18 protein-coding genes are annotated in these 21,957 nt (G+C 44.3%); 8 read left to right on the plus strand and 10 right to left on the minus strand.

The genetic code is table 11. From position 1 onward, the window contains the following. The 3 genes from F6K49_RS24725 to lysS all read right to left on the minus strand — a co-directional run. The coding region (locus tag F6K49_RS24725) for a hypothetical protein (RefSeq protein WP_293100934.1) at window positions 1-1,319 on the minus strand (1,319 nt) is incomplete at its 3' end. Window positions 1,320-2,470: 1,151 nt separating this feature from the next. Further along, the gene (locus F6K49_RS24730) at window positions 2,471-4,105 is read right to left on the minus strand and encodes an alpha-D-glucose phosphate-specific phosphoglucomutase (RefSeq protein WP_293064526.1); all 1,635 of its coding nucleotides are present in this window, start codon (window positions 4,103-4,105) and stop codon (window positions 2,471-2,473) included. A 333-nt stretch (window positions 4,106-4,438) separates the two neighbouring features. After that, the gene (gene lysS, locus F6K49_RS24735; protein WP_293100936.1) at window positions 4,439-6,157 is read right to left on the minus strand and encodes a lysine--tRNA ligase; all 1,719 of its coding nucleotides are present in this window, start codon (window positions 6,155-6,157) and stop codon (window positions 4,439-4,441) included. A 518-nt stretch (window positions 6,158-6,675) separates the two neighbouring features. Between lysS and F6K49_RS24740 the strand changes: the two genes are divergently transcribed. From F6K49_RS24740 to atpD, 5 genes are all read left to right on the plus strand, one after another. Next, the gene (locus F6K49_RS24740; protein ID WP_293064520.1) at window positions 6,676-7,998 is read left to right on the plus strand and encodes a four-carbon acid sugar kinase family protein; all 1,323 of its coding nucleotides are present in this window, start codon (window positions 6,676-6,678) and stop codon (window positions 7,996-7,998) included. Between the two features lie 64 nt (window positions 7,999-8,062). Continuing rightward, window positions 8,063-8,983 carry a septum site-determining protein MinC gene (minC, locus tag F6K49_RS24745; protein WP_293023253.1) on the plus strand — a complete coding sequence of 307 codons (921 nt, stop codon included), beginning with the start codon at window positions 8,063-8,065 and terminating at the stop codon, window positions 8,981-8,983. Further along, window positions 8,980-9,774, plus strand: coding sequence for a septum site-determining protein MinD (minD, locus tag F6K49_RS24750; RefSeq protein ID WP_293043306.1), 795 nt, complete (start codon window positions 8,980-8,982; stop codon window positions 9,772-9,774). Before minC ends, minD begins: the two co-directional genes overlap by 4 nt. A 91-nt stretch (window positions 9,775-9,865) precedes the next feature. After that, window positions 9,866-10,180, plus strand: a complete 315-nt coding sequence (minE, locus tag F6K49_RS24755) for a cell division topological specificity factor MinE (protein WP_293023248.1) — start codon at window positions 9,866-9,868, stop codon at window positions 10,178-10,180. Between the two features lie 318 nt (window positions 10,181-10,498). Then, complete coding sequence (gene atpD, locus F6K49_RS24760) at window positions 10,499-11,947, plus strand: F0F1 ATP synthase subunit beta (protein WP_293023246.1); 1,449 nt, start codon at window positions 10,499-10,501, stop codon at window positions 11,945-11,947. Window positions 11,948-12,041: 94 nt separating this feature from the next. Here the strand turns inward: atpD and F6K49_RS24765 are convergent, their stop codons facing one another. After that, window positions 12,042-12,248: a hypothetical protein gene (locus tag F6K49_RS24765; RefSeq protein WP_293023243.1), complete on the minus strand. Its 207-nt coding sequence runs from the start codon at window positions 12,246-12,248 to the stop codon at window positions 12,042-12,044. A gap of 137 nt (window positions 12,249-12,385) precedes the next feature. Between F6K49_RS24765 and atpC the strand changes: the two genes are divergently transcribed. Then, window positions 12,386-12,796 carry an ATP synthase F1 subunit epsilon gene (gene atpC, locus F6K49_RS24770; protein WP_070391911.1) on the plus strand — a complete coding sequence of 137 codons (411 nt, stop codon included), beginning with the start codon at window positions 12,386-12,388 and terminating at the stop codon, window positions 12,794-12,796. A gap of 280 nt (window positions 12,797-13,076) precedes the next feature. Here atpC and F6K49_RS24775 read toward each other — a convergent pair whose 3' ends face one another. After that, window positions 13,077-13,376 (minus strand): 30S ribosomal protein PSRP-3, encoded by a 300-nt coding sequence (locus F6K49_RS24775; RefSeq protein ID WP_075897825.1) that lies wholly within the window; start codon window positions 13,374-13,376, stop codon window positions 13,077-13,079. 174 nt (window positions 13,377-13,550) lie between these two features. Between F6K49_RS24775 and F6K49_RS24780 the strand changes: the two genes are divergently transcribed. Then, window positions 13,551-14,369 (plus strand): TIGR01548 family HAD-type hydrolase, encoded by an 819-nt coding sequence (locus tag F6K49_RS24780; protein ID WP_293065025.1) that lies wholly within the window; start codon window positions 13,551-13,553, stop codon window positions 14,367-14,369. A 241-nt stretch (window positions 14,370-14,610) separates the two neighbouring features. Here F6K49_RS24780 and F6K49_RS24785 read toward each other — a convergent pair whose 3' ends face one another. From F6K49_RS24785 to F6K49_RS24795, 3 genes are read right to left on the minus strand one after another with little or no spacing between them, the layout of a single operon-like run. Next, window positions 14,611-15,438 carry a carbohydrate ABC transporter permease gene (locus F6K49_RS24785; RefSeq protein ID WP_293023236.1) on the minus strand — a complete coding sequence of 276 codons (828 nt, stop codon included), beginning with the start codon at window positions 15,436-15,438 and terminating at the stop codon, window positions 14,611-14,613. Between the two features lie 14 nt (window positions 15,439-15,452). Continuing rightward, the gene (locus F6K49_RS24790; protein ID WP_293043309.1) at window positions 15,453-16,409 is read right to left on the minus strand and encodes a sugar ABC transporter permease; all 957 of its coding nucleotides are present in this window, start codon (window positions 16,407-16,409) and stop codon (window positions 15,453-15,455) included. 3 nt (window positions 16,410-16,412) lie between these two features. Further along, the gene (locus tag F6K49_RS24795) at window positions 16,413-17,699 is read right to left on the minus strand and encodes an ABC transporter substrate-binding protein (protein WP_293100939.1); all 1,287 of its coding nucleotides are present in this window, start codon (window positions 17,697-17,699) and stop codon (window positions 16,413-16,415) included. 1,274 nt (window positions 17,700-18,973) lie between these two features. On the opposite strand from F6K49_RS24795, the gene F6K49_RS24800 reads away from it, so the two are divergent. Further along, window positions 18,974-20,419 (plus strand): MFS transporter, encoded by a 1,446-nt coding sequence (locus tag F6K49_RS24800; protein ID WP_293100941.1) that lies wholly within the window; start codon window positions 18,974-18,976, stop codon window positions 20,417-20,419. A gap of 333 nt (window positions 20,420-20,752) precedes the next feature. Here the strand turns inward: F6K49_RS24800 and F6K49_RS24805 are convergent, their stop codons facing one another. Together F6K49_RS24805 and F6K49_RS24810 are read right to left on the minus strand one after the other, a co-directional pair. Then, complete coding sequence (locus tag F6K49_RS24805) at window positions 20,753-21,574, minus strand: tetratricopeptide repeat protein (RefSeq protein WP_293023228.1); 822 nt, start codon at window positions 21,572-21,574, stop codon at window positions 20,753-20,755. A 235-nt stretch (window positions 21,575-21,809) separates the two neighbouring features. After that, on the minus strand, window positions 21,810-21,957 hold a 148-nt coding region (locus F6K49_RS24810), incomplete at its 5' end, for a zinc ribbon domain-containing protein (RefSeq protein WP_293100945.1).

Raw genomic sequence — 21,957 nt, forward strand, 5'->3', positions numbered from 1 at the left:
ACCGGAGTGATCCCGACAATATTATCATCACTCACTGAGTTATTCTCGATCATCCAGATGCCATTGTCTCCAGTCATGGAATTACGGAAGAAGAAATCATCAATACCATCGTTGTTAGCGTCATAGGCACCACGGAATTCCCAATCACCGTCTGCTGGTCGGGAATTGATCAGCACTGACTCCTGGTAAACAGTACCATCAAGACCATCAAGCTCCCAGTAGGCAAACTGTTTGGTAGTCATATTTTGCCAGATAGCATCTGCGTCACCATCGCCATCCATGTCTCCAGCCGCAACTAACTGCCAGGGATCATTAGGTGATATGGTCATATGCTGATTATTGCTATCCGTAATAAACCTAGCATTCTGAAACCCGGTTTCATCTATCTCCGAAACAGCAATTTCTCCAGTAGATGTGTTGTACCAGAAGATTTCTTCTCCACCACCACCGTTAACATCTCCCGTGCCACGGATTTCCCACTCAAGGTTTGATCCTGGGCCATCTGCTGGTGGGTCAATAGTTATTGCCTCCTGCAACTCGGAGCCTTCCATCTTCCAAATAGCAAAACCGCCGCTCACCGTATCACGCCACAGAGGACTCCTGTTACCATCGCCTAAATCCACAACACCACGGGCTTCAAATCCAGTGTTCTCTGGTACCAACAACTCTTGACCACTTTGATCGGTAATGAACGCTGCGGTCTCGACGCTAGTGCCCTGTTGATTTAGAGTCCACACACCAACTTGTCCACTGACAGGATTATGCCAGAACAGATCCAAACTGGGGATAATCTCTTCAGCTGGGGTAATTTCAGCTGGGGTAATTTCAGCTGGGGTAATTTCAATGGCATCAAGTCGCCCTAGCTCGAAATTCATTTCAGGATTATTGCTATCTGCCAGTACCGAGATTTCTATTTCATCCCCTGGAACAAGGTCTACGCCCTTAAAAATGGCATTTGGATTAGCCTGAGCAGTTAGTGTGCCACTGGAATTGGCACCGCTTAAAGGGACATAATTCCTTGGCTCAGCTGTAATCCCAGGTAAGTTTAGATTATAAACATAGGTACCAACTTCCTGTCCGTTGACGCTAAATGTTAGTGGAGAGTTACCATCCACTTCGTCAAAGTAGGCAATACTAATATCGTACTTACCAGCCGGTCCATCCTGTGCTGTCCATTCAAATCTAAGTATACCGGGTTCTCCAACCGGGTCATTAAAGTTTGATATCTGGACAGCTTGACCGCCTGAAGCAACGTTCTTAATAATTGTCTGGTAGTTTATTAGCGTTACGCGATCGCTTTCAGCTTCAATCAGAACCATAAGATAGTTTTCTCCCAAAAGTTATCTGTGTTTACAGTGGTTGGCTTTTATTTTCCGTCGTAATGCACCAAAAAATTTTTAATTATTCCATCCCAACTTAGTAAGTCACGGGATGTGTAACTAAACTGGCATTACTCAATGTCCCTAGGATGAGATGAGATAAGAGTCTGTGCACTTTATCTGTGAACTTTTGGGGCAAATTTAATCATGCTTATCGATGTATCTAGACTACAGTACCTTTCTAGATACATGTTTCTAGATATATGGATAAGGGGAAAACACCCCCTTTAATAGTTCAAAGATGCCCTGCTCAAATTTATCCAGTTCCAGTGGATAAATTTTTTGAAGCCTTTTCTAGAGTTTGACTGGCTAACCATTCCCTGATCAAATCTCATCCCTAAAAGATGACCTAGTCAAAAAAGTAGTTTGGTTCTAGGCTTCAGATTTTTTTTTGCGTTTTGACTTAAAAAAAATCCTACCATTAGTATAAATGGCATAAAAATCCGTAAATGTCACTATCAAAATAGGGATTTTCATGGAAATTTCATAAAAATTTATAAAATTTTTACTTACTTGGTACTGATCAAAAACTAATTATTATATAACATCAATCAGCTAATAATTATGAATGAGGAATTTTACCGTGCCTCAGAGCAGTTAGTGGGTAAGCTATCAGCTATCAGCTAATGGGCTACCTCCCAGCGTCGAAGCCTGTGCCACGCACGCTACTTGAGGTGTTTTTGAATAAAAGAGGTAAGCATTCGAATAATGCTGAGTTACGGAAAGCTGAAAAGGTTAACATAAGGGTATTTAATATCAGTTTAAAAATTCACTAATGTACAATAAATAATGTTCAAAAGTAAATCTCAAAACCTAGCCAGCTAGGTCTTTATTGGACGAAATCTCCAAAAACCATCTGTGGAAATGAGCTAAATGAAACAATGATGAAAATTTTTATAGGAATAAAAATCTGTTGCTCTTGAAATCTAGGCTATCCACTATTACCGAGACAGTTACTCATTGGTAACGGCTAATGGGTAATAGGTAACTGGTCGGGGTTTGACCTATTACCTATTACCTATTACCTATTACCTATTACCTATTACCTATTACCTATTACCTTACCTATTACCCGTGTTCCTTTCTTTACCTCAGGTAATTACAGTGGGAACCTCCCGTTCTGTAAACTTCCGAATCTGGGCAATCTCATGAGCAAGGGAAATCAGTGGTTCCAATGCTTGTTGAGTATCCACGTCATGCTTAGTGGAATCTGGCTCATAGCTCTCTAAATAGAGCCGTAGGGTTGCCCCTTTTGTGCCAGTGCCAGATAGGCGGAATACAATCCGAGAGCCATCAGTAAAGCCAATCCGAATCCCCTGCTTTTGGCTGACACTCCCATCTACTGGGTCTGTGTAACTAAAGTCATCACCATACTCTACCTGGTAAGAACCAAATTGCTGTCCTTTCAGGTCTGGGACACTTGAACGCAGACGCTCCATCAGTTCCTGAGCTCGTGCCCCATCTACCTCTTCATAGTCATGGCGGGAATAGAAATTACGACCATAGGTTTGCCAGTGGCTACGGACAATCTGCTCCACTGATTCACCCCGCACTGCCAGGATATTGAGCCAGAATAGCACTGCCCACAGCCCATCTTTTTCCCGTACATGGTTAGAACCAGTGCCAAAACTTTCTTCACCGCACAAAGTGGCTTTACCTGCATCCAATAAATTGCCAAAAAACTTCCAACCTGTTGGGGTTTCATAGCAATCAATACCCAACTGAGCCGCCACTCGGTCTACAGCAGCACTGGTGGGCATGGAACGGGCTACCCCTGCTAAACCTTGACTATAACCAGGTACGAGATGGGCATTGGCGGTTAACACGGCTATGCTATCACTGGGGGTAACGAAGAACGAGCTTCCTAGGATCATATTGCGATCGCCATCCCCATCGGAAGCAGCCCCAAAGTCCGGGGCATTATCACCATAGAGAATATCCACCAAGTCCTTAGCATAGACTAAATTAGGGTCAGGATGACCACCGCCAAAATCTTCTAACGGTATACCATTAAGTACTGTACCTTCTGGTGCCCCTAGGCGTTGTTCAAAAATAGCATGGGCATAGGGACCAGTTACCGCATGTAATGAATCCATACACATCCGGAATTTCCCAGAGGTTAGTAGCTGGTGAATGCGGTCAAAGTCAAATAGGGACTCCATCAATTGAGTATAAGGCTCAACTGGGTCAATCACTTCAACGCTCAAGGTTCCCAGAGTAAATGCACCTGGTCGGTCTAGATTGACATCCGCAGCGTCCAGGATTTTGTAACTATCGATGACTTTACTCCGAGCATAGATAGCTTCCGTCACCTTTTCCGGTGCTGGTCCACCATTATTGGTGTTATATTTGACACCGAAGTCACCCTTTGGACCCCCAGGATTGTGGCTGGCCGAGAGGATAATGCCACCTAATGCCTTATGCTTGCGAATAACACAAGATGCTGCTGGGGTAGACAGAATACCACCACAACCGACTAACAACCGACCTAACCCATTGGCGGCTGCCATTTTGAGAATGGTCTGAATTGCTTGCCGATTGTAGTAGCGACCATCACCCCCTACAACTAGGGTTTGACCTTCACAGCCTTCTAGGGAGTCAAAGATAGACTGGATAAAGTTTTCTAGGTAATGGGGCTCCTGAAAAACGGTGACCGACTTACGAAGTCCGGAAGTACCGGGTTTTTGGTCTGTAAAGGGCTTAGTAGAGACAGTGCGTATGTTCATTACAAGCTAGCTACAGGTTTTACTGCTAATTCTTTATTGTTAACTGTTACCTGTTCATTGTTAATGAAAAATTCAAAAGTCTTTGATAAATGACTCGTGAATTTAGTGATCCCTGGTCTAGCAAAGCACGAACGCACTATCAATCCTTACCTACGCACATTTTTGTTTATTTGTCAATGCTTTACTTTAATCTATCTAACCTACAAGCGATTAGCTTTGCACAAGGTTAGCTAATCGCTGATTAAGAACTAAATTTTCATCTGACCGCTAAACTTATAATCCAACAGCAAGTCACTAGGTTATAGCTAATGAGCCTTGGGCTGAATCCTGACACTAAATTTCTCGGTCGAAGCCATATTTTTCGCGGATATGGGTATTAAAATACTGACCGATAGAAGGATTATCTTTCAAACCATTGTAGATCTCCTCTGGTACATCTCGATACTTGTAGATACTACCATTATTAAATTCAAGCCGAAGAATTTTTTTGTCTACATCGTAGTCGAAGGATTTAATCACAGCACTGGTACTTTTCAGCAATGGGAAAGCAATCACATCCCGAATACTCGGTGAATTAGTCAGTAGCATCACTAAACGGTCAATACCAATACCTAAACCACCAGTGGGAGGCATACCATACTCCAGGGCAGCCAGAAAGTCTTCATCAACATCTTGAGCTTCCAAATCTCCTGCTGCTTTCTTGGCTGCTTGTGCTTCTAGTCGTTGCCGTTGATCTATAGGATCAGTTAACTCAGAATAACTGTTTGCTGTTTCTCTTCCCACTATAAACAATTCAAACCGTTCCACTAAACCTGATTTTGAGCGATGGGGTTTAGTGAGGGGAGAGATTTCCACAGGATAATCCAGAACAAAAGTCGGTTGGATTAACGTTTCTTCTACCTTTTGCTCAAAGGCTTCATTGAGCAATTTGCCAATAGAATAGCAATCATTGGGAACCTCCACACCAGCATCTTTGGCTGCTGCTTTTGCCTGCTCAATGTTGGTAAACTTATCAAAATCTAAACCAGTTTGGTCTTTGACTAACTCGTGCATCGTTACTTTACGCCAAGGGGGAGTTAGATCAATTACTTCACCTTGGTAGTTAATGCTTAGTGTACCTAACACTTCCTTAGCAGCATTACTGATCAGATTTTCCGTCAACACCATCATCTGATTATAATCGGCGTAAGCCTGATAGATTTCAATCATGGTGAATTCCGGATTGTGACGAGTGGAAATTCCTTCATTGCGGAAGACACGCCCCAACTCATACACCTTTTCAAAACCACCAACAATTAGTCGCTTCAGATGCAACTCCGTAGCAATACGCAGATACAAGTCCATTTGTAAGGTGTTGTGGTAGGTAATAAAAGGACGGGCATCTGCACCACCAGCCTCACTCTGAAGTACCGGAGTTTCAATTTCAATAAAATCCTGTTGGTTTAAATAGTGCCGAATAGAAGCAGTGATTTTGGCACGACGACGAAAGGTTTCCCGCACATCGGGATTAACAATTAGGTCAACATAACGTTGACGATAGCGCTTTTCTGTATCCGTTAAACCATGCCACTTATCTGGTAAAGGTAACAGAGATTTGGTCAGGATATCATACTCCTTGACATAGATCGAGAGTTCCCCTTTCTCCGTGCGCTTGATGGTTCCTTTTGCCCCAATAATATCGCCAGTATCAGTGAGTTTTTTGAGAATATTGAAAGCATTAGGAAGGTCTGCCATTTTAGCAGTGATTCTCTTTTTATCCAGGTAAAGCTGAATTGTACCGGTCTCATCCTGAATGTTGAAGAAAGCTAATTTACCAAAGACACGACGAGCTATAATCCGACCAGCAACAGCAACTTCGACATCTACTTCTTCGCTATTGCCTAGGTCAGCATAGTTTTGCTGCAATTCGGCAGCCTGAGCTGTAGATTCCCAATTATAGGCATAGGGGATTAATCCTTCTGCTTTGAGTTGTTCAACTTTTTCAAGCCGTGTGGTGCGAATTTCTTCTAGAGTTGAAGTGCTTTGTGGTTCTGGACGGGATTGGTCTGACATAATTTATAGCGACAATCTAGCTAGTGGACAAATAGTGGATAAACTGTAAGTTAGTGCTGCCTGGTGACCCCTTATTATATAGCAATTTATAAGTTAAACGTTAACATCCTCGTTAACATAGGTAACGGGGAACATAAGGGAAGTATAACTAGTTATCAATAAGTTATCAATAATCAGTTAGCACTGCTCTATAACTATAATTATAGCTGATTTTTTAAACCGGATCAAATATAACTATTTTTATAGATAATTTTAATAATTAGTAGTTTATAATCATAATTAATCTGTCAGTTATCATAACGATGATTCCATTAATGCTTCCGATTACATGCTCTAAAATTTACTGACTTGATTGGGGATATTATTGTTATAGATTATCTGCTATCAAGCTCCCTATCAATTTACTTTTATGTTATAATAATTATGAGCATTGCTATAACAATCACCAATTACCCATTCCCGATTACCCATTCCCGATTACTATGGTAAATAACTGACTTTAATGACAAGCTTGGGAAATGACCAAAAAACCAAAAATTATTGTCCTCGATGATGACCCGACTGGCTCCCAGACTGTTCACAGCTGCTTGTTGCTGATGCACTGGGATGTGGATACATTGCGGCTGGGACTAAGGGATAACTCCCCAATCTTTTTTATTCTTACTAATACCAGAGCTCTTAACCCAGAGCAAGCAGCAACTGTGACTCGGGAAGTTTGCCATAACCTCAAAATTGCCATAGACGCTGAAGGAATTAAAGATTTTATGGTAGTCAGTCGCTCTGACTCCACCTTGCGGGGGCATTATCCTGTGGAAACTGATGTAATCGCCCAGGAAGTCGGACCATTTGATGCCCATTTCTTAGTCCCCGCATTCTTTGAGGGCGGACGAGTCACTATCGATAGTGTCCATTACCTAATCATTGATGGTATTAGAACCCCAGTGCATGAGACCGAGTTTGCCCATGATTCGGTATTTGGATATCGCCATAGTTATTTACCCGACTATGTCCAAGAAAAGACCAAAGGTCAGATCAAGGCTGATGCGGTCGAGCGGTTTTTACTAGCAGATATTCGTAACGGTAGCTTGGAGCGCCTTCTCAAACTTACCAATAACCAGTGTGGCGTTGTGGATGGGGAAACCCAAGGGGATTTAGATCAATTTGCGGCAGATGTCCTGAAGGCTGCTGCCCAAGGGAAACGCTTTCTGTTTCGCTCTGCTGCTAGTATTTTAACCTCCCTTGCTAGTCTTGGCCCCCAACCCGTGGCCGCTATGGATATGGCTCAGTATGTCCGAGAGGGGAAACCAGGAGTTGTGATTGTGGGTTCCCACGTTAAAAAGACTACCCAGCAGCTGGAGCAGCTATTGGGAGCATCTGGGATTGGGGGGATTGAGGTAAATGTTGCCAATTTACTAGATGAATCCGAACAGCAACGGGCAAAACTTTTGGCAAGTATTCTCGAGCGGGTTCAGGAAATTCACAGTGCTGGTAAGACACCGGTGGTTTATACCTCTCGTCAGGAATTGGTTTTTGAGGATGTGCAGAAACGGCTGGCCTTTGGAGCAGTAGTTTCAGGCTTATTGATGGATATCGTGAGGGGATTACCTAAAGATATTGGGTTTTTAATCAGTAAAGGGGGTATTACCTCCAATGATGTCTTAAGTACTGGTCTGGCTTTGAGGTCAGCACGACTATTGGGTCAGATCCTTCCTGGATGCTCAATGGTGCGAACCTCTGCTGACCATCCCCAGTTTCCTAATTTACCTGTAGTGCTATTTCCTGGCAATGTGGGAGATGTGAATGGCTTGGTCACGGTTTACCGTCGATTGAGTGGAGAGTAATAATGCTTGACAGGATATCGAGTGTGGGTCTGGGGTGACAGAGCAATAGCACTATTTAAGTATCTTGCCCTTTTGCCCTACACCACCATTAGCTAAAATTCTCAACAGTTATCCAGCAGAACTTGCTGAAGAAGGTATGATCACGGAAGAATCTATCTTCGGTGCGTTAACTAATCTAGCTCCTTGTTGCATGACTTCTGATTCTGCCCAACCATCACCAGTTTCAACGGTTTCCGACGACCGCAACTCGGTAGTTAACTGCCAAGGGCAAGTTCGCTTAAAAAGTGAGGGGAAACGGCTGTTGTTGATCTTGCCACCAGCCACTAAAAACCCTAGTACTGCCAATTGGTCGGACCTATGGGAACAATTCAAGCATCGCCTCAATGCTGGAGAGCGCTTTTGGCAGCCTGAATCCAGTGTCCATATGATGGCTGGGGATCAATTGCTGGATGGGATGAAGCTACAAGCGATCGCTGATGCCCTTGGGGAAGTCCAGTTAAGGCTAAAGCGAGTCTACACCACGCGCCGACAAACTGCTGTGGCTGCTGCAGCTGCTGGGTACTCAGTAGAACAAGAAACCCCTAAGTACTCTTTGAATCAAAAGATTGATCAACCTACTGAATTACTCGCAGAACCTCTGTACTTACAAATGACCGTGCGTTCTGGTATAGAGATCCGTCACCCTGGCACTATTGTTATAATAGGAGACTTGAACCCTGGTGGTGCATTGATCGCAGCTGGGGATATCTTAGTTTGGGGGCATCTACGAGGCATTGCCCACGCCGGTGCGAATGGTAATCGAAAATGTCGGATTATGGCATTAAAAATGGAACCCACCCAGTTGCGGATTGCTGATGCTGTAGCTAGGGCACCGGAGACACCGCCACTTCAGTACTATCCTGAAGTAGCTTACGTGACTTCCCTTGGAATTCGTATTGCTAGAGCTGCTGATGTTGCTAAAACCCACTTGTCGTTGAATTCATGAGTCGAATTATTGTTGTCACCTCTGGCAAAGGAGGGGTGGGTAAAACTACCATTACCGCCAATCTAGGTTTAGCCCTAGCTCGTTTGGGTCGTCGAGTTGCCTTAGTGGATGCAGATTTTGGTTTGAGAAACTTAGACCTGCTGTTGGGACTAGAAAATCGCGTAGTCTACACGGCTATTGAAGTCTTAACAGGTCAGTGCCGCTTAGACCAAGCTTTGGTCAAAGACAAACGGCAGGAAGGACTAGTCCTGTTACCTGCAGCCCAAAGTCGTAACAAAGAAGCCGTTAACCCCAACCAAATGAAAAAGTTGTTGGGGGTGTTAGCCAAGAATTACGAGTACATCTTGGTGGACTGTCCAGCAGGAATCGAAAGCGGGTTTAAAAATGCGGTTACGGCAGCTACTGAAGCCCTAATCGTTGCTACACCAGAGATTACCTCAGTGCGGGATGCTGACCGAGTGATTGGCTTACTGGAAGCGGAAGGAATTAAAAATACCCGCCTAATTGTCAACCGCCTGAAAGCCACAATGGTAAAAGCGGATCAGATGATGTCAGTTCAAGACGTCCAAGAAATTCTTGCTATTCCCCTAATTGGTGTTATCCCCGAAGACGAACGGGTGATTGTCTCCAGTAATCAGGGTGAACCTTTAATCCTATCAGAAAAGAAAACCCTGCCTGGAATTGCCATTGAAAACATTGCTGCACGCTTAGAAGGTGCAAATATTTCCTTCCTCGACCTGATGGCAGAACACGACAACCTAATCAGCCGCTTACGCCGCCTGTTCAGATAAGGTTTTACATTGTGAATTGCCAACAACTAGTTTTGCCAAAGAGCCTCTTCCTTCTCCCCCTGTGTGATTATTCACTACTCCAAAAAGCCCCATGATTATCGAAATTCTAGAACAACTTTTTTCCTGGAGGAGTGCTCAAAGCAGCCGTGAGGAGGCTAAGCGCCGCCTCCAACTGGTAATTGCCCACGATCGCTCTGACCTGAGTCCTAAAATGGTGGAGTCGATGCGGCAAGACATCCTGGAGGTGGTCTCTCGCTACGTTGAGATTGATCCCGATGGGTCAGAGTTTTCCTTAGAAAGCAACCAACGGGCAACAGCACTAATTGCTAATCTACCCATCCGACGAGTTAAGGAAAAACTACTAAAGGAAGAATACCAACGCTTCACTCAAGACGAAGAAGAGTAAGTCTCTAGTAGCTGAAGGGGTGACAAGCTACTTCAAAAGTAGGCCGGTTGTGGGGTAAACCGGTTTGGGGTGTCTAGCTAAATTGAGGCTATTACTTGGCTGAACAATTATCGGATCACCTTTGAAGGTGATTATGAACCAAGGTCTCCTCCTATGGTCACCCCTAAGGGATGGAAGCTAGAGTCGTGTTTATATTTAATTTGGGATCAACTTCCGATACGGTTGAACCCTAACAATGGTAATCTTGAGAGTGGCATTACTAAATGTTAAGACTGTTTTCCAAAATCTGTAACAATAGCTTGACTAAATAAGCGCAATATGGTAGGCACCGCAGAACAAACAAACACGGGCGCTATTGCCCAAATTATCGGTCCGGTTGTTGACGTAGAGTTTCCCAGCGGCAAAATGCCGCAGATTTACAATGCCTTGAGAATTGAAGGCAAAAATGAAGCTGGACAAGATGTTGCTGTGACCTGCGAAGTGCAGCAGCTTCTCGGGGATAACCAAGTGCGCTCTGTTGCCATGAGTGGTACAGACGGTCTGGTGCGGGGTATGGAAGTTATTGATACTGGTGCCCCCATTAGTGTACCCGTCGGCAAGGCTACCTTAGGACGGATTTTCAATGTCTTGGGTGAACCAGTAGATAACAGAGGACCGGCAGAATCTGAGGAGCGCTTCCCAATTCACCGCCCTGCTCCCAAGTTAACCGAGCTGGAAACCAAGCCCTCAGTATTCGAAACGGGTATTAAAGTAATCGACCTGCTGACTCCCTATCGACGCGGTGGTAAGATTGGTCTTTTTGGCGGCGCTGGAGTCGGCAAAACTGTGATCATGATGGAGTTGATCAACAACATCGCCACGAAACACGGTGGAGTATCAGTATTTGGCGGTGTAGGAGAGCGTACCCGTGAAGGGAACGACCTCTACAACGAAATGATGGAATCCAAGGTAATCAACCCGGATGATCTAAACGAGTCGAAAATTGCCCTAGTTTATGGTCAGATGAACGAACCCCCCGGTGCGAGAATGCGGGTGGGTCTGTCAGCTTTGACCATGGCTGAGTACTTCCGGGATGTGAACAAGCAGGACGTGTTGCTGTTTATCGATAACATCTTCCGATTTGTACAAGCCGGTTCGGAAGTGTCTGCTCTTTTGGGAAGAATGCCTTCTGCTGTAGGATATCAACCAACTTTGGGAACAGACGTAGGTGCTCTGCAAGAACGGATTACCTCCACTAACGAGGGTTCAATTACCTCGATTCAGGCAGTATATGTGCCAGCTGACGACTTGACCGACCCAGCCCCAGCAACTACATTTGCTCACTTAGATGGTACAACAGTGTTGTCCCGTGGCCTAGCATCTAAGGGAATTTACCCGGCTGTGGACCCCCTCGATTCTAATTCAACTATGCTGCAACCGAGCATTGTGGGAGAAGACCACTACGGAACAGCTCGTTCTGTGCAGGCAACTCTACAGCGTTACAAGGAACTCCAAGACATTATCGCGATTTTGGGCTTGGATGAATTGTCCGAGGATGACAGACTAACGGTGGCTCGCGCCCGCAAGATTGAGCGCTTCTTGTCTCAACCGTTTTTTGTAGCTGAGGTCTTCACTGGTTCTCCTGGTCAGTATGTTAGCTTGGACGATACTATCAAAGGCTTCCAAATGATTCTGAAGGGCGAATTGGATGACCTTCCCGAGCAAGCCTTCTACATGGTGGGCAGTATTGATCAAGCGATCGCTAAAGCTGAAAAACTAAAGAGTTAAGTCAGGTTTGATGCTAATAAGGTTATCAAGGTTGAAGGTTGAAGGTTATCAAGGTTGAAGGTTGAAGGTTATCAAGGTTGAAGGTTGAAGGTTATCAAGGTTGAAGGTTGAAGGTTATCAAGGTTGAAGGTTGAAGGTTATCAAGGTTGTTCGCGTAGCGTGGCCGAAAGGCCAAGGTTATCAAGGTTGTTCGCGTAGCGTGGCCGAAAGGCCAAGGTTTGGTATTTAAACAGCAACCTAGTAACCAGTAACCAGTAACCAGTAACCAGTAACCAGTAACCAGCAACCTAGTAACCTTCAACCAGTTAACCTGTAACCTGTAACAATTAACCTGTAACAATTAACCTGTAACAATTAACCTTCAACCAGTTAACCTGTAACCTGTAACTTTCAACCTGCTAAACTGCCAAAGTCCAACAAACACAATTGATTCTGCTGATGGCTTTAACTGTTCGTATTATTGCTCCCGACAAAACCGTCTGGGATGACCAAGCACAGGAAATAATTTTACCCAGCACTACCGGTCAGCTTGGGATATTGAGTGATCATGCTCCTCTGTTATCAGCGCTGGATACTGGTGTGATGCGAATTCGTTCAGACAAAGAGTGGATACCAATTGCTCTTATGGGTGGATTTGTGGAAGTTGAAGATAATGAAGTGACGATTCTTGTCAATGGTGCTGAGTCCAAAGATGAAATTGACAAGGATGCTGCAGGTGTTGAGTTCAACGAAGCAAAAGCTCGTCTAGAAGAACTTCAAAACGAGGAGAATACCCAAGAAAAAATCCAAGCAACTCAAGCCTATAAGAAAGCCCGTGCTCGCTTTCAAGCTGCTGGTGGCATGGTGTAGTAACACAACGGTAACTTCTAACCCCGTAAACGAAGTAAGGAAGGCATGTAAACCTTATAAGCTCCGCGCTCTCCACACCCCCCGAAACAGGGGGGTAGGGGAGCGTCTGGAGTTGGTCAAGGTCAGTCTTTTGCTTGGATTAAGGTAATTGGATTAAGGTAATTGGATTAAGGACGTTGTTCAACTAAGGAATCATCTCAACGATGGTCGGATGAGTGGTCAGTTACCAATTCCCAATTCCCAATTCCCCTCAATCATTAGATTAATCAGCAAGGCTGGATTAAGCACTACCAGTAAAAACGACTTCCGGGAACTTAGCCTGAGCCTCAGACATAGGTCTACGCCTACCTTCCTCTTGCCAGTAGTTAATAACTTCAGTGGCTTTGTTGAGGATTTCAATGCGATCAGCTTCAGTAATCCAGTGTTTGGCTTCCATCTCATCCTTGAGCTGTTCCCAGGCATCGTTCCGGGGCCAGAAAAAGTAACAAGTTAATGGGCTGGTGCCTTTGCCGACAATTTGATCAACTGCCAGGGCTACATTCTCATCTAGCCAGAGAACTTTTAATAGAAATTTTGACAATCAGGCCTCCCTCAGATATCCCAGGTTATCTTTAACTATAATCTATTGTACAATTGATGATTTTAGCGCAATAAGACTGTTCTTGATCAAGATTCAGGGATAGGTTTGTAGTTAAATAGTTGGTAGTATTGGTGCTGATCAGCAATATTGGCTCAACTAGCCCAAGCGTGCATGATGCCTAGTTCAGAAACATTTATTCCTAACTTTAATGCCATAGTGGTGTTCGACATTGACGGCGTGGTGCGTGACGTTAGTGGTTCTTACCGTAGAGCGATCGCAGATACGGTAGACCATTACACTGGTGGTGCCTATCGACCCACGATGGTAGAGATTGACCAACTCAAATCAGAAGGGCTATGGAATAACGACTGGGATGCATCGCGAGAATTAGTTTATCGCTACTTTGAGGCTCAAGGAAAAACGAGATCCCATTTTTCTCTCGACTATGAAGCCCTTGTTGATTTTTTCAATTCTCGCTATCGAGGAACAGATCCCAACCATTGGACTGGGTACATTTGTGACGAACCGTTATTGTTACAACCCAGTTATTTACAGAGTTTGACAACAGCAGGGATTCCTTGGGGTTTTTTCAGTGGGGCAACACGACAGGAAGCGAACTATGCCCTAGAAGGACGACTTGGTCTCGAACGGCCTGTTTTAATTGCGATGGAAGATGCTCCTGGTAAGCCTGACCCTACAGGACTGTTTGCCGTAGTTCTACAACTAGAACAGAACCACCAAGTTAAGGTGAAATTGCCAGTTATCTACGTTGGTGACACAGTTGCTGACATGTACACTGTTGAAAAAGCCAGAGACTCTCATCCAGAACGAGTTTGGGTTGGGGTAGGGATTTTACCCCCTCATGTGCAGGAGATACCAGAACACCGGGAGGCTTATGGAGAGAGGCTAAAAGCTGCTGGTGCAACAGCGGTTTTTAATAATGTTGAGCAGCTGACTCCTGAACAGATTCAGAAAATAGTACATCAGGGTTAATGGTTGTTAATAGTTGAACGCGCACCCGTGGCCAAAAGGCCAAGGTTGAGAGTCCTTGAGGTTAAAAGTCAAAGTCAATAGTCAATCTTCCAAAAATTCACAGGTTGACGAAAACAAAAGCGAGGTCTTGGGGTTACCCCCAAGACCTCGCTGCATTAAAAGCGGGAAGCTCTTGACCTTGCCATTGGCATATCCGTTTCTCTGTGTGTAGTGGGACTTGACCCTTTACCCTTTCACCAGCTCATCCTTTAGAGCCAGTAAATGTTACCCCAGAGATAAAGTAACGATTGAAGAAGGCGTAAATCCCCAAAGCCGGTATAGTAAAGACCATTGAGGCTGCCATAATGTAGTTCCAATAACTAATGTATTGCCCCTTAAAGGTATTTAAACCTAAGGGAAGCGTAAACATTCCTGGGTCAGAGGTAATCATTAGGGGCATTAAGAAATTATTCCAAGACCCCATAAAAATAAAGATCGCTTGTGCTGCCAAAGCTGGCTTGGCTAAAGGCAGGACAACCTGCCAAAAGGTTTCCCAGCGACTTAATCCATCCAAGGCAGCAGCCTCTTCAAGTTCCTTAGGAAAATTGATAAAGAACTGCCGCATCATAAAAATAAAGGTGGCATTCACTGCACTCGGTACAATCAATCCTTGGTAGGTATTCAGCCATCCCAAAGACTTTAAGATTAAATAACCAGGAATTAGGGTGACTTGTCCAGGAATCATCAAAACTGCCAAGATTATTCCCAACAATAATGAATTACCTGGAAACTTAACTCTGGCTAAGGCATAACCTGCCATTGAGTTAAATATAATATTCAAGCCTGTTACACAAACACCAACCAAGACACTGTTTAAAAACCAGCGCCCAAACAAAGGGGATTCAATGAAAATATTGCGGTAGTTATCGAAGGTAAAATCATGGGGTATAAAATTCAACCCGCCAGCGATAATTTCCTCAAGGGGTTTAAAGGAGGCTGATAAAGCCCAAGCAAAAGGTAAAAACGTAATAATGGCATAGAGGATAAGAATGCCATAAAATATCCCTCTGATCCAACGAAAATTATTCACTCTTCTTTGATCTCCTAATTCGCTTTTTCTTCTCTAAAGAAGCCGCGTTGAATCAGTGTTGTCACTAGAATTACACCAGCTAACATTAATGCCAGTGCAGCGGCGTAACCCATATCCAGACTTCTAAACGCATACTGGTAGATCAGAAGCACAACCGTCAGGGTTGAGTTGTTTGGACCACCGGTGCCACCCGAGAAGATGTAAGACTGGTCGAATAACTGAAACGTGCCAATGATACCCATAACCATAACGAAAAATGTAACTGGTTTGAGTAAAGGCACGGTAATATTTATGAACTGATCGAACTCATTGGCCCCATCAAGTTTTGCCGCTTCATAAACGGACCTAGGTATATCTTGCAGCGCTGCCAGGTAAATCACCATGAAAAACGGTGCTGTAGACCAAATATTCATTATCATAATGGATTTGAGAGCCACACTTGGGTCTCCTAGCCAGTTATAGGTCGGTAAACCAAAGAAGTCTAGTAATCCATTAAGTAGACCATTAGAATTATAAATCCAGATAAATATCAGGGTTAAAACCGCTGATGAAGTGACAGTCGGGAGAAAGAAAATAATCCTGAACCATTTTTTTCCTTTAATTTCTTTATTGAGGACTAGAGCTAAAACCAGAGCAAGGATTGTTTGACAAGGAACAACAATAATGACATACTCAATTGTATTTTTTAGCGCAATCCAAACTCGCTCATCCTCAAAGGTACGGAGGAAATTTTTTAACTCGACAAATCGGTAACTCAGGCCTCCTAAAATCTCAACTTTATGGAAGGAAAGGAAGATTGCATAGATAATTGGTGCAATCAAAAAGGTTCCTAAAACTAGAATAGTAGGAGCCATGAAGAGGTAGCCAGATATAGCTTCCCTAACTTTGGCTTTCTGCCAAAATCTCTTCAATATGACATCCCTCGATTTGACGTTTTGGTCAACTCCAAGTTTAGCTTTAGCTAGTGACATTTGTTAGTAGTTACTCGCTTGAATTTCTTTGTTAGCAGTTTGTTGTGCTTTTTTCATGGCTGACTTCAAGGATTGCTCACCCAGTAAAGCACTAAGAAACTGATTGTCGAAATGGGTCATAAATATTGGCAATTTTTCATCCTCTTGCCAAATCGTGGCGTAGTCAGCACCAGCAATAAAGGGGGTGTAAAGAGGATTTTGTTCATAGCCAAGTTCTGATATGACTGATTTCCGAGCCGGGATTGCCAATCCTCCGTTCGCCCAAGCTTTCATTCCTTCCTTGCCAGTCAAATAAGAAATCAGTTCCCAGGCAGCCTCTTTATTTTTGGCTTGCTTATTCATGACATAAGCAACGGTATAAACCATACTTCCTTTGTGGTTACCAATACTGGGAACTTCCGCAGTGGCAAACTCAATTTTGGGAAATGTCTGTTGTAGGTAAGGAATCGCATAGCTACCTTCAATAACCATTGCTGCCTTCCCTTGGCCAAACATTTCGCTCCCAGAACTAGCTCCAACGTCTGACGGTATGGCAGCAGAATGGTTTTCTCGATACATATCCATCAAAGGTGTTAGACCTGATAGACTTTGCCGAGTCGCGAAGACAGCCTCGCCTTTTTGGTCAACTAACTCACCGCCAAAGGCTTTGATCATGAAGTAGTGACGAGAGAGTTCTGGCGTGATCCCTAATCCATATATGTCAACCCTGCCATTGTGAGTTGTATCCCTGGTCAATTTTTTGGCATAGTCCTCTAACTCTTCCCAGGTTTGGGGAGGGTTGCTTATACTGAGTTGATCGAAATATTTTTGATTGTAGAAAAGGGCAAGGGTTGTAAAATCCTTAGGCAATCCGTAGGTTTTGCCTAAGGATTGGAAGGCTTCCGAGAGATGGGGAGCAAAGTCATCTAAATCTAGGTCCTGGTCCTCAGTGATGTAATCATCAAGAGGCTCCAAAACGCCATGAGTCATGAGTAAGGGAGCATCTAGGGCGTCTACATAGAAGACATCAGGAGCAGCATCACCAATCAACCGAGTCTTAATGACATCCATATATTGGTCAGTGATCACTTCAAACTTGACTTTTATGCCAGGATGTGATGCTTCAAACTCCCTCAGTACCTGCTCAAGGAGCTGTTTTTCCTTCGGGCTGCTCTGCCAGCCGCTGAGGGTCACAGTAGAAATGTCACTGGCGATACTGCGGCTACAGCCAGTTAGGAACAGAATTAGAGATAGTAAAATTAGACATCTCGAAAGGATTTGCTTCATGATAAGTAAGGACGGCAAGGGCACCTCCCCTGGAAAACTTATTTCCCGTCTGAGGAGGTGGCTATATACCTAGAAATAATTAGTAAATACAGATGAAGATATGGTTCTTGAGATAACTCGACATCCAAGATGGCTTTCTACAGCTTATTTCTTAAGGTGTCCAAGATGGCTTTCTACAGCTTATTTCTTAAGGTGTCCTTATTTCTTAAGGTGTAAAGCTGTTACTAGCCATATTTATTGGGGTAAAGCTAGCTGTTAGTAGCCAACTTTATTATTGCTTATCCTTATTATACCACCACTTATCTTTAGCTTTAATTATGATTAACCATGATCCCCATCAGGGCTACACTCTTGACTGACTCAACTACGCAAACCGGAGATCAAGACTATGAAGGCGATCCCGCCTTTTTTTTGTCCGTAGCAAGGTAGTGGGAGCTCTTGCGCACGATCTGTCAGATGAAAGATTTCCGTCAATATACTTAATTGTATTTTTGTTGCAATATTTTAATTTTTTTGAGATATTATGTATAAGGTACCCTGTTGCCCCAGGGATAAAAAAGGCAACAGCTGTACCTCGGTCAGTATTGATATGTAGATATTGATATGTAGATATTGATATGTAGATATTGATATGTAGATATCGATTCTGGCTACATCGGGATTCCTAAACAAGGGAATAAGGCATTGGCGTGATTTTTCCTCATGATCCATGTCTAGCCCCCTTGCTCCCCCGTTAATTGAATAGCGTAGCCTCCGCTGCTATACCCCGTCATGACCATAGCTCTCCCCGTAGGGCATAGCCCTTAGGAAGTAACCCTTAGGGATGCTCGAAGAGTAATACTTTTCGTATTTCTAAGGGGTTGGGTGAAGGCTAGAGAATAAGTGTTATTGAAAGGTAGCCCTTCTCGAAAAGTAAGGGTTACCGGAGTGTATAGCAGATGTCGCAGGAGCTAGACCTTGCCGGACTCTACCAAGAGTACGGAAGGCTATGGTAGGTCTTCTGCGAGAGTAAGCAAGTCTTACTTCCCTCGTGATTTAAATGGCATAGACTCCTCTTTTAAAACCCCTTTTAGCCGAAGGGGGTTTTAAAAGAGGGTATAGGGGGGATTTAAGAGCAAGCCAAGAGGGTTACGCTATGGGCACGCTACGCCCATCAAGAAGGGGGATGCTGTAGGGAGGATATGGCATAGGAGTTTCGACCTGCCTGCCGATCCAGTACAGGTGCTACCTGAACCAATACGATTTACTCGTCTCCATTTCGCCATTTAAGTCCTCTCTATCTAGCTACCTGAACCGCTATGCTCAGACTCATATCCGATGTCGCCCCAGAAGCTCCGTCTTTGCCGCGATTGCCAGATTTGCTCAAGTCCCTAAACAAGGAAGGACGACCGCCGCTTAGCCCTACTGAAAAAATTCCCAAGGGAGAGATTCGCTCTAGCTTAAGGGCTGCCAACATTGACGGTGTGTTTTCCACCTTCTTTGGCTGTGTCACGGCTGAGGTTTTGCTGACTAACTTCTTGCTGCAACTGGGGGCTAGCAACTTTGAAATCGGTATTCTCACAGGAATACCTCTACTCGCGAATTTTCTACAGCCTATTGGTGCTTATTTATCTGATCGATCCTACAGTCGCCACTGGTTTATCCTGAAAACCTTCGTTCCTTCACGACTACTGTGGTTATTTGTCCTAGCAGGAATTGGGATGTTCTGCACTGGTCTGGCTCCAGCTCATCATCTGGTGTTGTGTACACTGGCGATTAACCTGATCACTCACATTTTTGGAGCTTTGGGTAGTCCCTCTTGGGCTAGCTGGATGGCGGTGTTAGTTCCTGTTCGCCTGCGAGGGCGATATTTTGCACTGCGCAATAGCTTTAATCATTTAACCAACCTACTGTGTGTTCCCCTACTCGGATATATTGTTTCTACCTGGGGAGGTGGCCAAGTTCAAGGCTACGGCGTAATCTTGATTTTGGCTATCATAGCTGGAATACTCAGTTTACTTTTTCAGTTCTTCATGGTAGATGTCACTCCTCAGATACCTTCAAAAAAGACTGCGAAGACTGATGAGACTACTGGTGAAACCTTAGAGTCTGAGGATCAACCCACACCTTCTGATTATGTTGCCTTATTGAAAGATACAAACTTCCTAATCTTTGTACTCTTCTTTGGATTGTGGGTTTTTTCCTTCACCCTAAGCAATCCGTTTTTCAATGTTTATCTGCTCGACAATTTGGGCTTAGATGTTGGTTGGGTAACCCTCTATACGAGTCTGATGGCTGGAGCAAGTTTATTGACACTGATGTACTGGGGTAAGTTGTCTGACCTGATCGGGAATCGCCCAGTACTAATGATTGTTGTGATCATGCTATCTGTGATTCCCTTACTTTGGCTTGGCATCAGCAGCCCAACAACTCTCGCTCTTTGGGTTTGGCTACCCCTTTTATTCTTCGCGACAGGTTCATCTGTGGCAGCCATTGACCTGTGTGCCAATAACATCCAAGTGGAGATCTCACCAGTCCACAAACCCTCCACATATTTTGCGGCGGCTGCAGCATCAGCTGGATTAGGTGGTGCTATAGGTAGTACATTTGGTGGCTTTTTAGCCGAGTTACCTCACTTCGGTGGTTTGCCAACATTATTTGCCCTCTCAGCAGCCCTGCGATTGGCTACCCTTTTACCTTTGGTATTTGTCCAGGAGCCACGGGGTCGGAACCTCAAACAACTGCTTGTTGGTAAGCGTGCTTGAGAATCAATAGTTTAGTCAAGAGTTATGAGTTTAGGGTGCGAACGCACCCTAAACGTAGGTTAAGACTTAACGTTATTGGGTAACTCCTAAAGTATTGACTCTTGAGAAAAGCTAAGGTTGATCAGGTTAATTTCACTTAAGTTAATTTGTAAGCATTCAGCTATCAGTTATCAGTTATCAGCTTTTTAATAAAATAGGTAAAAATTGGTTTAATCTCTGTTACGTCAGCACCTCAAGTAGCGAATGACTGACGGCTGGCGGCACCTCAAGTAGCGTGAGCTTTTAGCTGACGGCTGACGGCTGACGGCTGACGGCTGAATCCTTACGTTAATTTCACTTAAGGTTTAAGAAATTTGCTAACGCCTCAACCATCATTGGTGGCCAACGGCGGACATGCTCTACCCAGTCCAAGTCTTGGTAGCGCTTGTCGAGACCAACGGCTGCCACCCAGTTACTCTCAGCTTCCCCCCGTTTTCCGTTAGCCCACAAAACGGCTGTTAAAGCAGCTCGCAGATCGGCAAATTGGGAGTATTTTCGGATGGTATTGCGCATGATGCCCATGGCTTCTTTGGTTTCACCAATTTGATATAGGGCCAGAGCATAGTTAGCATAGGCAAAGGCAAACTTGGGCGCTAACTCGATGGATTTTTGGTAATTTGCGATCGCTTCTGTCCATTGGCCTAGTCCTGCCTTGGCATTCCCTAAGTTGTTGTAAGCCATGGCATCATTGGGATCAAGTTTTAGCAATCGCTCATAGTCAGCAATGGCATCTTGCCATCGCCCTTGTCCTTCATAGGCAGCACCGCGATTTAGATAAGGGTCAGTGGCTTCTGGTGCTAACTCAATGGCGTGAGTAAAGTCTGCGATCGCATCTTCTAATTTATTCTGGCTGACTCTAAGGTTACCCCGATTACTCCAACCCACGGGATTATCTGGCAACAGCTCAATTAGCTGAGTCCAGTAATTTTCAGCAGTGGGGAATTTCCCCTGATTCGTAGCAGCAAATGCCTTTTTCCTTAACTGGTTAATTTGTTTGATCTGAGCCTTAGTCAATTCTGGGAATTGGGTTTGCGCCATTGCTGGGGGTGTGATGATCGTAGGAGCCGATACAACGACAAGCAGTAAAATCAGTAAAATTCGAATCAAGCGTTTCATATATTATTTCAACTCACACCGCAATCTTGATATTCCTTGCTACTGACTATTAACTAGTGACAGCTCCTACACTGACCTTACAGGTTCAGTGTAGGCTTCCCAGCCAATCCGGGCATCCCTTAGGAGGCGCTGGGCTTTAAGAACGGACTGCCGAGAGACGAAACCTTAGATAGTGGAGCCTTTATTGTTAGTCGGCTATGCATAAAAGGGTTAAAACTTTTTGATTAAGGCTCCACTATCTTACGGTAACTTCAAACCCTGCCGCTCTATTTCGTATATTGATAGCTGCATTATGATCGCGGTCAAGACTGCATCCACAATGGGGACAATCATGCCACCGGACATGCAACTTCTTGGGGACTTTATTGCCACAATTGGAGCAA

Source organism: Moorena sp. SIO3I6 (assembly GCF_010672095.1).

Bases quoted from the DNA above. Each gene is read 5' to 3' on its own strand.
- F6K49_RS24730 (WP_293064526.1), bottom strand. From the start codon at position 4,105: ATGAACATACGCACTGTCTCTACTAAGCCCTTTACAGACCAAAAACCC.
- lysS (WP_293100936.1), bottom strand. From the start codon at position 6,157: ATGTCAGACCAATCCCGTCCAGAACCACAAAGCACTTCAACTCTAGAA.
- F6K49_RS24740 (WP_293064520.1), top strand. From the start codon at position 6,676: ATGACCAAAAAACCAAAAATTATTGTCCTCGATGATGACCCGACTGGC.
- minD (WP_293043306.1), top strand. From the start codon at position 8,980: ATGAGTCGAATTATTGTTGTCACCTCTGGCAAAGGAGGGGTGGGTAAA.
- minE (WP_293023248.1), top strand. From the start codon at position 9,866: ATGATTATCGAAATTCTAGAACAACTTTTTTCCTGGAGGAGTGCTCAA.
- atpD (WP_293023246.1), top strand. From the start codon at position 10,499: ATGGTAGGCACCGCAGAACAAACAAACACGGGCGCTATTGCCCAAATT.
- atpC (WP_070391911.1), top strand. From the start codon at position 12,386: ATGGCTTTAACTGTTCGTATTATTGCTCCCGACAAAACCGTCTGGGAT.
- F6K49_RS24780 (WP_293065025.1), top strand. From the start codon at position 13,551: ATGCCTAGTTCAGAAACATTTATTCCTAACTTTAATGCCATAGTGGTG.
- F6K49_RS24790 (WP_293043309.1), bottom strand. From the start codon at position 16,409: ATGTCACTAGCTAAAGCTAAACTTGGAGTTGACCAAAACGTCAAATCG.
- F6K49_RS24800 (WP_293100941.1), top strand. From the start codon at position 18,974: ATGCTCAGACTCATATCCGATGTCGCCCCAGAAGCTCCGTCTTTGCCG.
- F6K49_RS24805 (WP_293023228.1), bottom strand. From the start codon at position 21,574: ATGAAACGCTTGATTCGAATTTTACTGATTTTACTGCTTGTCGTTGTA.